9 protein-coding genes are annotated in these 12,530 nt (G+C 57.8%); 3 read left to right on the top strand and 6 right to left on the bottom strand.

The features are described from left to right. Positions 1 to 9 precede the first annotated feature (9 nt). Positions 10 to 1,110 carry a bifunctional L-1,2-propanediol dehydrogenase/glycerol dehydrogenase gene (gene gldA / locus FY206_RS23915; RefSeq protein ID WP_032644197.1) on the top strand — a complete coding sequence of 367 codons (1,101 nt, stop codon included), beginning with the start codon at positions 10 to 12 and terminating at the stop codon, positions 1,108 to 1,110. An 83-nt stretch (positions 1,111 to 1,193) separates the two neighbouring features. Here gldA and katG read toward each other — a convergent pair whose 3' ends face one another. The 4 genes from katG to metB all read right to left on the bottom strand — a co-directional run bounded on the left by katG (position 1,194) and on the right by metB (position 8,230). Then, positions 1,194 to 3,374 carry a catalase/peroxidase HPI gene (gene katG / locus FY206_RS23920; RefSeq protein ID WP_032644198.1) on the bottom strand — a complete coding sequence of 727 codons (2,181 nt, stop codon included), beginning with the start codon at positions 3,372 to 3,374 and terminating at the stop codon, positions 1,194 to 1,196. Between the two features lie 148 nt (positions 3,375 to 3,522). Beyond that, complete coding sequence (metF, locus tag FY206_RS23925; RefSeq protein ID WP_032644199.1) at positions 3,523 to 4,410, bottom strand: methylenetetrahydrofolate reductase; 888 nt, start codon at positions 4,408 to 4,410, stop codon at positions 3,523 to 3,525. Positions 4,411 to 4,634: 224 nt separating this feature from the next. Further along, complete coding sequence (locus FY206_RS23930; protein ID WP_077064521.1) at positions 4,635 to 7,067, bottom strand: bifunctional aspartate kinase/homoserine dehydrogenase II; 2,433 nt, start codon at positions 7,065 to 7,067, stop codon at positions 4,635 to 4,637. A gap of 2 nt (positions 7,068 to 7,069) precedes the next feature. After that, entirely contained in the window at positions 7,070 to 8,230 is a 1,161-nt protein-coding gene (gene metB, locus FY206_RS23935; protein WP_077064520.1) for a cystathionine gamma-synthase, read from the bottom strand. Positions 8,231 to 8,506: 276 nt separating this feature from the next. On the opposite strand from metB, the gene metJ reads away from it, so the two are divergent. Then, positions 8,507 to 8,824, top strand: a complete 318-nt coding sequence (metJ, locus tag FY206_RS23945; protein ID WP_006179183.1) for a met regulon transcriptional regulator MetJ — start codon at positions 8,507 to 8,509, stop codon at positions 8,822 to 8,824. A gap of 41 nt (positions 8,825 to 8,865) precedes the next feature. Here metJ and FY206_RS23950 read toward each other — a convergent pair whose 3' ends face one another. Both FY206_RS23950 and rpmE read right to left on the bottom strand, forming a co-directional pair. After that, complete coding sequence (locus tag FY206_RS23950) at positions 8,866 to 9,546, bottom strand: oligogalacturonate-specific porin KdgM family protein (protein ID WP_032644204.1); 681 nt, start codon at positions 9,544 to 9,546, stop codon at positions 8,866 to 8,868. Between the two features lie 313 nt (positions 9,547 to 9,859). After that, positions 9,860 to 10,072 carry a 50S ribosomal protein L31 gene (gene rpmE / locus FY206_RS23955; protein WP_003862040.1) on the bottom strand — a complete coding sequence of 71 codons (213 nt, stop codon included), beginning with the start codon at positions 10,070 to 10,072 and terminating at the stop codon, positions 9,860 to 9,862. A 200-nt stretch (positions 10,073 to 10,272) separates the two neighbouring features. Here rpmE and priA point away from each other — a divergent pair, with 200 nt between their 5' ends. Next, positions 10,273 to 12,468 carry a primosomal protein N' gene (gene priA, locus FY206_RS23960; RefSeq protein ID WP_032644206.1) on the top strand — a complete coding sequence of 732 codons (2,196 nt, stop codon included), beginning with the start codon at positions 10,273 to 10,275 and terminating at the stop codon, positions 12,466 to 12,468. The last annotated feature ends 62 nt before the right edge of the window (positions 12,469 to 12,530 follow it).

The following is a 12,530-nucleotide window of genomic DNA, read 5'->3' on the forward strand; positions in this document are numbered from 1 at the left end:
AGAACTGTTATGGACCGTATCATTCAATCGCCGGGAAAATACATCCAGGGCGCTGATGTACTTACCCGTCTCGGCGACTATCTGAAACCCCTGGCCACTCGCTGGCTGGTTGTCGGCGATAAATTTGTGCTGGGCTTTGCCGAAGAGACCCTGCGTCAGAGTTTTAACGATGCCGAACTGCATGCCGAAATCGCGCCGTTTGGTGGCGAATGTTCACAAAATGAAATCGATCGACTGAAAAAACTGGCCGACAGCGCCGACTGCCTGGCGGTGCTGGGCATTGGCGGCGGTAAAACGCTGGACACCGCCAAAGCGCTGGCCCACTTTATGGACGTACCTGTCGCCATTGCGCCGACTATCGCTTCCACCGATGCGCCGTGCAGCGCCCTATCCGTTATTTACACCGACAGCGGTGAGTTCGATCGCTACCTGATGCTGCCGCACAACCCGAACATGGTCATTGTGGATACGAAAGTGGTTGCGGGCGCGCCTGCACGCCTGCTTGCCGCCGGGATTGGCGATGCGCTGGCGACGTGGTTTGAAGCGCGCGCCTGCTCGCGCAGCGGCGCGACCACCATGGCCGGAGGTAAATGCACCCAGGCGTTAGCCCTGGCCGAGCTGTGCTACAACACGCTGGTTGAAGAGGGTGAAAAAGCGATGCTGGCGGCGGAACAGCATGTGGTAACGCCTGCGCTGGAACGCATCATCGAAGCCAACACCTATCTCAGCGGCGTCGGTTTTGAAAGCGGTGGTCTGGCCGCGGCACACGCTATTCATAACGGCATGACGGCGGTGCCGGATGCGCATCACTTCTATCATGGCGAGAAAGTGGCGTTTGGTACGCTGACGCAGCTGGTGCTGGAAAACGCGCCGGTAGAAGAAATAGAGACCGTCGCGGCGCTTTGCCACAGCGTCGGGCTGCCTATTACGCTGGCACAGCTGAACATCAAAGACGATATCCCGGCCAAAATGCGTTTGATCGCCGAAGCGTCCTGCGCGGAAGGAGAAACCATCCACAACATGCCGGGCGGCGTCACGCCGGATCAGGTGTATGCGGCGCTGCTGGTGGCCGACCAGTACGGACAGCGGTTTTTGCAGGAGTGGGAGTAAATAGCGTGAATGAAAATCCCCGCATCAGCGGGGATTTTTTTGCCCGTAGGCCGGGTAAGCGTTAGCGCCACCCGGCAAAAGGGTTACTGCAGGTCAAACCGGTCCAGATCCATCACCTTCGCCCATGCGGCAACAAAGTCACGGACGAACTTCTCATGCGCATCATCGCTGGCGTAAACCTCTGCCAGCGCACGCAGGACGGCGTTAGAACCGAAGACCAGATCGGCGCGGGTAGCGGTATATTTCACTTCACCGCTGGCGCGATCGCTTCCGGTAAACAGCTCGTTGGATTCATCGGTCGCCTTCCACTGGGTATTCATCTCCAGCAGGTTCACGAAGAAATCATTGCTCAGCACGCCCTCGCGATCGGTGAACACGCCATTCTTGCTGCCATCAAAGTTGGCACCCAGAACGCGCAGACCACCGATCAGCACCGTGAGTTCCGGTGCGGTCAGCGTCAGCTGCTGCGCCTTGTCGATGAGCAGTGATTCGGTGGTAGACGCATCCACCTGCGCACGGTAGTTACGGAAGCCATCGGCAATCGGTTCGAGCAGGTTAAACATCTCGATATCCGTCTGGTCCTGACGCGCATCCACGCGGCCCGGCGTGAACGGTACGGTAACGTAAACGCCTGCCGCTTTCGCCGCCTGCTCAACGCCAACCACGCCCGCCAGCACGATGATATCGGCCAGAGAGGCTTTGTTGGTGGTGCGCTGGATGGCTTCCAGAGCCGGTAATGCACGTACGGCTGCGGCGTTCACGTCCCAGTCGCGCTGAGGCGCCAGCGCCAGACGCGCGCCGTTGGCACCGCCACGCTTGTCGCCACCGCGGAAGGTCGACGCAGACGCCCAGGCAACGGAAACCAGTTCGCTCACGGAGAGACCAGAGGCCACAATTTCCGCCTTCAGGCTTTCAATGTCTTCTTTCGACGGATTAAACACCGCCTGCGGCAGCGGATCCTGCCAGATCAGATCTTCTTTCGGCACTTCCGGACCAATGTACCGCGCTTTTGGCCCCATATCGCGGTGGGTCAGCTTGAACCACGCGCGCGCGAAGGCTTCGTTGAAGGCCTGCGGATCGTTCAGGAAGCGGCGGGAAATTTTCTCGAATTCCGGGTCAAAACGCAGCGTCAGGTCGGTGACCAGCATCGTTGGCTTGCGCTTTTTCGACGGGTCGAACGGATCGGGCATGATTTCCGGCGCATCCACGGCTTCGAACTGAATCGCACCCGCCGGGCTGCGGGTCTGCACCCATTCGTATTTAAACAGGTTCTCGAAGAAGTAGTTGCTCCACTGGGTTGGGGTTTGTGACCAGATGACTTCCAGACCGGAGGTAATGGCATCTGCGCCAACGCCCGTGCCGTGCGTGCTCGCCCAGCCCAGGCCCTGCGCTTCAATCGGCGAAGCTTCCGGGTCGGTGCCGACGTGCGTGGCTTCACCCGCGCCGTGGGTTTTACCGAGGGTGTGGCCGCCCGCGATCAGCGCCACGGTCTCTTCGTCGTTCATGCCCATGTTGCCAAAGGTCGCGCGGATGGCTGCCGCCGCGGACAGGGGTTCACCGCTGGCGTTTGGCCCTTCCGGGTTCACGTAAATCAGGCCCATTTCGGTGGCCGCCAGAGGGCGCTTCGCCAGCGCTTCCGGGTCACGGTGGGTCAGCCAGGCTTTTTCATCACCCCAGTTCACGTCCAGATCCGGTTCCCAGACGTCTTCGCGCCCGGCGCCAAAACCAAAGGTGCGGAAGCCGGAGTTCTCCAGGGCGACGTTACCCGCGAGGATAAACAGGTCAGCCCAGGAAATTTTTTGTCCGTATTTTTTCTTGATGGGCCACAGCAGGCGGCGCGCCTTGTCCAGGCTCACGTTATCCGGCCAGGAGTTCAGCGGCGCAAAGCGCTGTTGACCGCGTCCTGCCCCGCCGCGTCCGTCAACGGAGCGATAGGTGCCCGCGCCGTGCCACGCCATGCGGATAAACAGGCCCGCATAGCTGCCCCAGTCGGCAGGCCACCACGGTTGGGAGTCGGTTAAAAGTGCTTTGAGATCGCCTTTAAGGGCGGAGTAATCAAGCTTGCTGAATTCTTTGCGGTAGTCGAAGTCTTCACCCAGCGGGTTCGAACGATTGGAATGTTGGTTAAGAAGATCGATGCGGAGTTGTTTTGGCCACCAGTCGCGGCTGCCTGTACCTGCGCCCGCGCTGTGATCGACGCCGCCCTGATGGAACGGGCATTTGCCGACTGATGCCGCTTTATTGGTCTCGTCTGACGTGCTCATCGCTATGCTCCCTTTTACAGTGTTACCGTTACGATATACACCACTAGCAATAAGATATAGTTGAAATAATCCACAGATTCGATAGTTAATACCTTTTAACTATCTGTTTGATTAAAAAGCCCTCTAATTTACAAGGGCTTTATGTTTTTTACGCCGGACGAACGCCCAGGGTATGACAAATGGCATAGCTCATTTCCGCGCGGTTCAGCGTGTAGAAGTGGAAATCCTTCACCCCTTCACGGCTTAAGATCTTCACCATGTCCATCGCGATATTGGCGCCCACCAGCTTGCGCGTTTCCGGGTCATCGTCCAGCCCTTCGTACATTTTAGACATCCACAGCGGAATGCGGACATTGGTCATATCAGCGAATTTCTTCGCCTGTTTGAAGTTAGAAACCGGCAGAATCCCCGGGATAATTTCAACGTCAATGCCCGCGGAGACGCAGCGGTCGCGGAAGCGCAGGTAGCTTTCTACATCGAAGAAAAACTGGGTGATGGCGCGGTTTGCGCCCGCGTCCACTTTGCGCTTGAGGTTAAGCAGATCGGCCTGGGCGCTTTTCGCTTCCGGATGCACTTCAGGATAGGCGGCAACGGAGATATCAAAGTCCGCCACGTCTTTCAGCAGACCAACCAGATCGGCGGCATACATGTCCGGCTTACCGCTCCCCGGCGGCAGGTCGCCGCGCAGTGCAACAATATGACGGATACCGTTATTCCAGTAATCCTGAGCGATGGCACGCAGCTCGTCGCGGGTGGCGTCGATACAGGTTAGGTGCGGCGCGGCTTCCAGACCGGTACGGTCTTTAATGCCCTTAATGATGCTGTGCGTACGGTCGCGCTCGCCGGAGTTCGCACCGTAGGTCACGGAGACAAACTTCGGCTTCAGGCTGCTGAGACGATCGATAGAGCTCCACAGGGTTTGCTCCATTTCACTGGTGCGCGGCGGAAAAAATTCAAAAGAGACGTTAATCTGGCCGTTTACTTCGGCCAGGCTCTGATTCAGTGCTTCCCGCTGGTTGGCGTGAAAAAAGCTCATACCTTACCTCTATCAATCGCTGTCGTTGTCTGTTGTGTTGTGAACTTCTATACGTTTAGACGTCCAGATGTAAAAATGACGGAAAAGCGGAGGGACGTCAACATAAATAATCAACAATAACGGTGAGGTTTGCTCAGGAAAGATGAGGGAAATTCATGATGGGGTGAGTGCGGTGTGATGCCCTCACCCTAACCCTCTCCCACGGGGAGAGGGAACTAGCGGAATTACAGCAGCTTGGCCAGGCGGTTGATGTCGGACTGGATTGCTCCGGCGGTGACGTCGCGCCCCGCGCCAGGACCGCGGATCACCAGCGGATTATCGCGATACCAGCGGCTTTCGATGGCGAAAACGTTATCACACGGCAGCAGCGCCGCCAGCGGATGTTCAGGGCGCACCGCCTCGACGCCGACGCGCGCTTTTCCGTTGGCCTCGAAGCGCGCCACGTAGCGCAGCACCAGCCCCATCTCGTTCGCCGCTTCCAGACGCTGCACCATCTGCTCGTTAAGCTCGTCACCATTCTCAAAGAAATGGTCCACAGAACCTTCTTCGCAACCGGCAGGCACCAGCGATTCGACGCGGACGGAATCCGGTTCGATGTCATAACCGGCTTCACGCGCCAGGATCACCAGCTTACGCATCACGTCTTTACCGGAGAGGTCAACGCGCGGGTCAGGCTCGGTTAAGCCCTGCTGCCACGCCTGATCCACCAGGTCGGTAAACGGTACGGTGCCGTCAAACTGCAGGAACAGCCAGGAGAGCGTGCCGGAGAAGATACCGCTCAGCGCCAGAATGCTGTCGCCGCTTTCAATGAGATCGCGCACGGTGTGGTTGACCGGCAGGCCCGCGCCAACGGTCGCGTTATAGAGCCAGTGACGACCGGTTTTTTCGAACGCGTCGTGGATCTGGCGGTATTTATCGGTGCTGCTTGCCCCCGCCAGCTTGTTGGCGCTGATGACGTGGAAACCGTGGCTGGCGAAATCCAGATACTGATCGGCAAGCTGGTCGCTGGCGGTGACGTCCAGCACCACCAGATCGTCATAAGGGTGCGCGCGCATCCACAGGAACAGCGACTCTTCATCCTGCTCGACGGCCTCATCGTTAAAGAAGGCCAGCGCCCGGCTGGCGTCCAGCCCTTCGTAATTCAGCAGGCTGCGGCGGCTGTCCACCACGCCTGCGAGAATGAATTCAAACCCGGTACGCGCCGAAAGCGTGACCTGTTCGCGGGCAAACAGCTCCAGCCAGCGGGAACCAATGTTGCCTTTACCAAACAGCACCAGGCCGATGCGTTTTTCCGCGCGGAACAGGGAGGTGTGCAGACCCTGAATCAGGCTTTCGGTCGGCCCTTTACGCAGCACGGCGACCAGGCTGATGCCCTCTTCCGACTGCCAGGTGAACTCCACCGGCTGGCCTTTCAGCTGCTGCCAGAAGCGGTGGCAGTGCAGCGGGTTACGGGTGACGCCCGCGCCCACCATCGCCACCAGCGCCAGCCCCTGACGCAGGCGAAGCTCGCCCGGCAGGCCTGCTTCATCCAGAATCTTAAGGGCGCTGTCCGCCACTTCCGCGGTATAGCAGAACTGCAGCAGCTGGCGATCGTTGTGAACGCCAACGGCCAGCGGACGCACCTGCGCACGCTTTAACACCAGGTCAATCTCTTTATGCGCCAGCTTGAAGTCCTGGCCCGCGGGCACCTGGAACTCAATCAGGCAGATGTCGTCGTGGCTGGTGACGATACGCGCCCCGGTACCGGACGCCAGCACGCGCTCAATGCGCGTGGAGCCCTGATCCGGGGTGTAGCTGCAGCGCAGCTGCAGGTCGATATCGCTGCCGGACACCGGCTGCAGGGTACGCGCGTGCAGTACCGGTGCGGCCAGACGCGCCAGCTCGCTGGCTTCGTCGAGACGCAGCAGCGGCAGCAGGCAGGCATCTTTCACCTTACGCGGGTCCGCGCTGTACACGCCGGCCACGTCGCTCCAGATGGTGACACGGGACACGCCCGCCAGCGCACCGATTTGCGTTGCCGAGTAGTCCGAGCCGTTTCGGCCCAGCAGCACGGTTTCGCCCGCGTTGCTGCGGCTGATAAAGCCGGTGACGACAATACGTTTACCCGGATGCTGCACCAGCAGCTGTTGCAGCAGCGGATAGGACAAGCCTTCATCCACCTGCGGCTGCGCGGCGCGTTCGGCGCGCAGGAAATCACGGGCGTCGAGCCAGGCGGCGTCCACGCCCAGGTGTTGCAGCACGGCAGCCATCAGGCGTGCGGACCACACTTCACCGTGACCTACCACTTCGGCATACACCGCGTCGGTAATGCCGCTGTCCAGCAGGGCCGCCAGACGTTCAAGATCGTGCGTGAAGGCGCCGATCAGCCCGTCCGCCACGTCGGTAGGCAGCAGGCCGGCAATCAGTTCGCTCTGGTAACGACGTAAGGACTGTTGCACCTGATGCGCAGAGAGGCGATCGGTCTGGCTCAGCTTCAGCCAGCTAATCAACTGGTTGGTGGTGCTGCCCGCCGCGGAGACAACCATCATGTCACCCGGCTGTGAATACTCCGTCATGATCCCTGCGACACGCAGGTAACATTTCACATCAGCAAGACTACTACCACCAAACTTGTGCAGCTGACGACCCTTCGCCCCTGCCTGCGCTATCACACTCATGATTACCCCTTGGCTGCGACCCGGAAGCCATTTTCCAGATCGGCAATTAAATCTTCAGAATCTTCAATACCGGTTGAGATCCGCAGCAGCGTCTCAGAAATCCCGGCGGCGGCACGTGCTTCGGGTGCCATTCCTGCGTGCGTCATGGTCGCGGCGTGGGAGATCAAGCTTTCAACCCCACCTAAGGATTCCGCCAGCGTAAACAATGACAGCCCGCTCAGGAAGCGACGCAGCGTTTGCTCGTCACCGTCCAGTTCAAAACTTAACATCGCGCCAAACCCTTTCTGCTGGCGCGCGGCGATCTCGTGCCCCTGGTTTTCCGGCAGCGACGGGTGATACAGCTTTTTCACCAGCGGCTGGGTTTGCAGGAAGTCGACAATCGCCTGGGCATTACGCTGCGCCACGTCCATGCGCGGCGACAGCGTGCGGATGCCGCGCAACAGCAGGTAGCTGTCGAAGGCTCCGGCGGTGACGCCAATGTTATTGGCCCACCATGCCAATTCCGTGACAACCTCAGGATCTTTGGCAATCACCACGCCCGCCACCACGTCAGAATGGCCGTTCAGGTATTTAGTGCATGAATGCAATACCAGATCGGCTCCCAGTGCGAGTGGGTTCTGAAGGGCCGGACTGAGGAACGTATTATCCACTACACTTATCGCTCCCGCATCCCTTGCGAGCTGACAAATTTTCGCAATATCGACAACGCGCAACAATGGATTGCTTGGACTTTCCACCAGAACCAGCTTCGGCTTCTCTGCGAGCGCCTGCTTCAGCGCCTCTTCGTCGTTTTGATCGACAAACAGCACGCGATAGCAGCCGCGTTTCGCCAGGCTATCAAACAGACGATAGCTGCCGCCGTAGCAGTCGTGCGGCGCGACCAGCAGATCGCCTGGCTTCAGGAACACGGTGGTCACCAGGTGAATGGCGGACATGCCCGTGTTGGTTAATACGGCGCCTGCACCCCCTTCCAGCTCGGCCAGCGCACGCTGGGTCACATCACGCGTAGGGTTGCCACGACGCGAGTAGTCGTGCGCGCGGGGTTCATTAAATCCGGTGAAATTGTAGGTACTGGAAAGATGAATCGGCGGGACAACGCAGCCGTACTGCTCGTCATCATTTAATCCGCTACGCACTGCAATAGTGGCCTGTTTACGCGTCATGGTGAGGGCTTCCTGGCGAATGAGGTGAAAAGTCAGGCACCAGAGTAAACATTGAAATTATGGACGTCAATACATCTGGACATCTAAACTTCTTTGCGTATAGATTGAGCAATGCGCAAATAGCCGTTAAAATTATATGCTTTAGTGCACGCTGCAGCGGCAATATCCGTGCCACGGTATCGTCTCTACGGTAAACTAGACAAGATTACGGTTCAAAACGGGTGGTTACAGGTTTTGCACCTTTAGATAAATGACTGAGAGGATTAAAGGTATCTCATGGCTGAATGGAGCGGCGAATATATCAGCCCATACGCTGAGCACGGTAAGAAGAGTGAGCAAGTAAAGAAAATTACGGTTTCCATTCCTCTGAAGGTGTTGAAGATCCTCACCGATGAACGTACGCGTCGTCAGGTGAACAACCTGCGCCACGCAACCAACAGCGAACTGCTGTGCGAAGCGTTTCTGCATGCGTTTACCGGTCAACCGTTGCCAAACGATGACGATCTGCGCAAAGAGCGTAGTGACGAAATCCCGGAAGAGGCGAAGGTGATCATGCGTGAGCTGGGTATTGACCCGGACACGTGGGAATACTGATTGCGGTGCGATCCCGCTGAGTAAACTCAGCGGGATGGTTTTTAGAAGTTGTAGCCTAAACCTACGCGCAGGCGCGTCTGACGATCGTCACTGGTGGCAGTGTTATAGCCGGAAGAAACGTTGCCTACTTCCACAAACGGGATCCACGAGTCGATGTTATACGCCACGCGGAAGTTATATTCGTAATCTTCTTTTTTATTGTTATACAGATCTTCGTTATCGGCGAATTTATAAATGCCGTTTAACTCGAACATCCAGTTTTCAATATTATAACCCAACCACGCTTCCGGACGATAAACCATACGATCATCTTTACCGTCCGCATTACGGCGGGTGTATTCCGTACGATAACGAAACGCCGTCCACCAGCTGTCATTAATATTATACTGCACGCGCAGATAAGGCTTATAGATAGCCATGTCATCACCCATTTCAACGGCGACGCCCGGCTGCCAGATAAAGCCCTGCCAGGTAAATTGATAGCTGGCGGTATATTCGTTGCTGTTACTTTCCATATTATTAAGCGCGTCGTTAGACTGCTTGTTATCGGATCGCGATACCGCCTCAACCGCTACGCCAAAGCCGGTGCCAAAGCGGTGGGACATGTAGACACGGTCATAGTTACGCCCATCGTCGTAATACTCGTGTCGGTAATCCACGTATCCCGCCTGTGCCGCGCACGATATTAGCGGAAGCACAAAAAAGAGTTGCTTCAATTTCATAATAGTTCCCTCGAAGTAAACGCACCCTGAAAGCCACTGTGTCATCATGGCAAATAAAAATGTAGGACGGGCGCAGTGTAAGTTTACGAAACGAGAGAAACCTTTTATTTTTTGACACCCCTGTTAAAAGGTGGCAAAGATATAAAGAAGTGAGAGATACAGTTCACTATCCGTTAAAGAATACACCAGACAAATATACTTAATACAATGATGCGTAATTAATTATTTTAGATATAAATATTACGATGTGATTTATTCAGAAGGGATATAACAGACATAAAAAAACCGCCCGAAGGCGGTTCTTCCTGGATGCTTATTTCGCGCCCGGGATGCTGAAACGCTTGTTGAAGCGGTCAACACGGCCACCGGTTGCAACGTCACGCTGCTTACCAGTGTAGAACGGGTGGCATTTGCCGCACACGTCCAGGTTCAGATCGTGGCCCACGGTGGAGCGGATCTGGATAGAGTTACCGCAAGAACAGTTTGCAGTAATCATTTCGTATTTCGGGTGAATATCTTTTTTCATGGGAGAACCTCAGTTAAGGCCGCGTCGCTCTTCCAGCCCTAACGCCAGACACCACGCGATGTTGAATGTAATTTCTCTGGCGTAATATACACCAAAGGCGGCGAATCATACAGAATTTAACCAGTGTATGCAAACTGATCCGCACGCCGCTTTCACTAATGTGTATACTAACGCGCCACTTTTCAAGTCAGGAAGATTCGATGCCCGTCGCTCACGTTGCCCTGCCCGTTCCGCTTCCCCGCACCTTTGACTATCTGCTGCCCGACAGCATGAGCGCCAAAGCGGGCTGTCGCGTGACCGTGCCGTTTGGCAAACAGCAGCGCGTGGGGATCGTGGTGTCCGTGAGTGATAAAAGCGAGCTGCCCCTCAATGAACTGAAATCGGTTGTTGAGGTGCTGGACAGCGAGCCGGTCTACTCCACCAGCACCTGGCGACTGCTGCTGTGGGCGGCGGATTATTATCATCACCCCATTGGCGACGTCCTGTTCCACGCGCTGCCGATTATGCTGCGCCAGGGCAAAAGCGCCAGCCACGCGCCGATGTGGTACTGGTTTGCGACCGAGCAGGGTCAGGCGGTCGATATTAACAGCCTCAAGCGCTCGCAAAAGCAGCAGCAGGCGCTGGCGGCGCTGCGTCAGGGGAAAATCTGGCGGCATCAGGTCGACGAGCTTGAGGTCAGCGAGACGGCGCTACAGGCCTTAAGAAAGAAAGGGCTGAGCGAGCTGGCCAGCGAAGCGCCTGCCCTTTACGACTGGCGGGAGAGCTTCTCCGTTTCAGGAGATCGCCTGCGTCTGAACACCGAGCAGGCCACCGCCGTGGGCGCGATTCATAGCGCCTCCGACCATTTTTCTGCCTGGCTGCTGGCGGGCGTCACCGGTTCCGGTAAGACCGAAGTGTACCTGAGCGTGCTGGAAAACGTGCTCGCGCAGGGTAAACAGGCGCTGGTGATGGTGCCGGAAATTGGCCTGACGCCGCAAACCATCGCCCGATTTCGCGAACGCTTTAACGCGCCGGTTGAGGTGCTGCACTCCGGCCTGAACGACAGCGAACGCCTCAGCGCCTGGCTGAAAGCGAAAAATGGCGAAGCGGCGATTGTGATCGGCACCCGCTCGTCGCTGTTTACGCCGTTTAAAAATCTTGGCGTGATCGTGATCGACGAAGAGCACGACAGCTCCTACAAGCAGCAGGAAGGCTGGCGCTACCATGCCCGCGATCTGGCAGTTTATCGCGCCCACAGCGAGCAAATTCCGATCATTCTCGGCTCCGCCACCCCTGCGCTCGAAACGCTGCACAACGTGCGCCAGCGTAAATACCACATGCTGCGCCTGACGCGCCGCGCGGGGAATGCTCGCCCGGCCATTCAGCACGTGCTGGATCTGAAAGGTCAGCAGGTGCAGGCGGGGCTGGCACCCGCGCTTATCACCCGCATGCGCCAGCATTTGCAGGCGGGGAACCAGGTGATTCTGTTCCTCAACCGGCGCGGATTTGCCCCCGCCCTGCTGTGCCACGACTGCGGCTGGATTGCCGAATGCCCGCGCTGCGACCACTACTACACCTTCCACCAGGCCCAGCGCCACCTGCGCTGCCACCACTGCGACAGCCAGCGGCCGGTGCCGCGCCAGTGCCCGTCATGTGGCTCCACGCATATCGTGCCGGTGGGGCTGGGAACGGAACAGCTTGAACAGGCGCTGGGTCCCTTCTTCCCGGACGTGCCGATTTCGCGTATCGATCGGGACACCACCAGCCGCAAAGGCGCGCTGGAACAGCAGCTGGCGGAAGTGCATCGCGGCGGCGCGCGCATCCTGATTGGCACCCAGATGCTGGCCAAAGGCCACCACTTTCCGGACGTGACGCTGGTTGCCCTGCTGGACGTGGACGGCGCGCTGTTCTCGGCAGATTTCCGCTCGGCCGAGCGCTTCGCCCAGCTCTATACCCAGGTGGCAGGGCGTGCCGGTCGCGCAGGCAAACAGGGCGAAGTGGTGTTGCAAACGCACCACCCCGAGCACCCGCTGCTGCAAACCCTGCTGCATAAAGGCTATGACGCCTTTGCCGAGCAGGCGCTGGCCGAACGCCAGACCCTGCAGCTGCCGCCGTGGACCAGCCACGTCATCATCCGTGCCGAAGACCACAACAACCAGCAGGCTCCGCTTTTCCTGCAGCAGCTGAGAAACCTCCTGCAGGCCAGCCCGCTGGTGGACAATCAGCTGTGGATCCTGGGGCCGGTTCCCGCCCTTGCGCCGAAGCGCGGCGGACGTTTCCGCTGGCAAATCTTACTTCAGCACCCGTCACGCGTTCGCCTGCAGCACATCGTCAGCGGTACGCTGGCGCTCATCAACACCCTGCCCGAAGCGCGAAAAGTGAAGTGGGTACTGGACGTCGATCCCATCGAAGGCTGAAGCTGGATCGAAAAATCTAACGCTCCTCACACTTTTTATGAAAATTCTGTAACCGATTCCAT

This window comes from Enterobacter chengduensis (assembly GCF_001984825.2).
GTDB lineage: Bacteria > Pseudomonadota > Gammaproteobacteria > Enterobacterales > Enterobacteriaceae > Enterobacter > Enterobacter chengduensis.

What these genes read in the sequence shown, in the direction of transcription:
- metF (WP_032644199.1), bottom strand. Translation starts at nt 4,410, where the DNA reads ATGAGCTTTTTTCACGCCAACCAGCGGGAAGCACTGAATCAGAGCCTG.
- katG (WP_032644198.1), bottom strand. Translation starts at nt 3,374, where the DNA reads ATGAGCACGTCAGACGAGACCAATAAAGCGGCATCAGTCGGCAAATGC.
- metB (WP_077064520.1), bottom strand. Translation starts at nt 8,230, where the DNA reads ATGACGCGTAAACAGGCCACTATTGCAGTGCGTAGCGGATTAAATGAT.
- FY206_RS23950 (WP_032644204.1), bottom strand. Translation starts at nt 9,546, where the DNA reads ATGAAATTGAAGCAACTCTTTTTTGTGCTTCCGCTAATATCGTGCGCG.
- FY206_RS23930 (WP_077064521.1), bottom strand. Translation starts at nt 7,067, where the DNA reads ATGAGTGTGATAGCGCAGGCAGGGGCGAAGGGTCGTCAGCTGCACAAG.
- priA (WP_032644206.1), top strand. Translation starts at nt 10,273, where the DNA reads ATGCCCGTCGCTCACGTTGCCCTGCCCGTTCCGCTTCCCCGCACCTTT.
- metJ (WP_006179183.1), top strand. Translation starts at nt 8,507, where the DNA reads ATGGCTGAATGGAGCGGCGAATATATCAGCCCATACGCTGAGCACGGT.
- rpmE (WP_003862040.1), bottom strand. Translation starts at nt 10,072, where the DNA reads ATGAAAAAAGATATTCACCCGAAATACGAAATGATTACTGCAAACTGT.
- gldA (WP_032644197.1), top strand. Translation starts at nt 10, where the DNA reads ATGGACCGTATCATTCAATCGCCGGGAAAATACATCCAGGGCGCTGAT.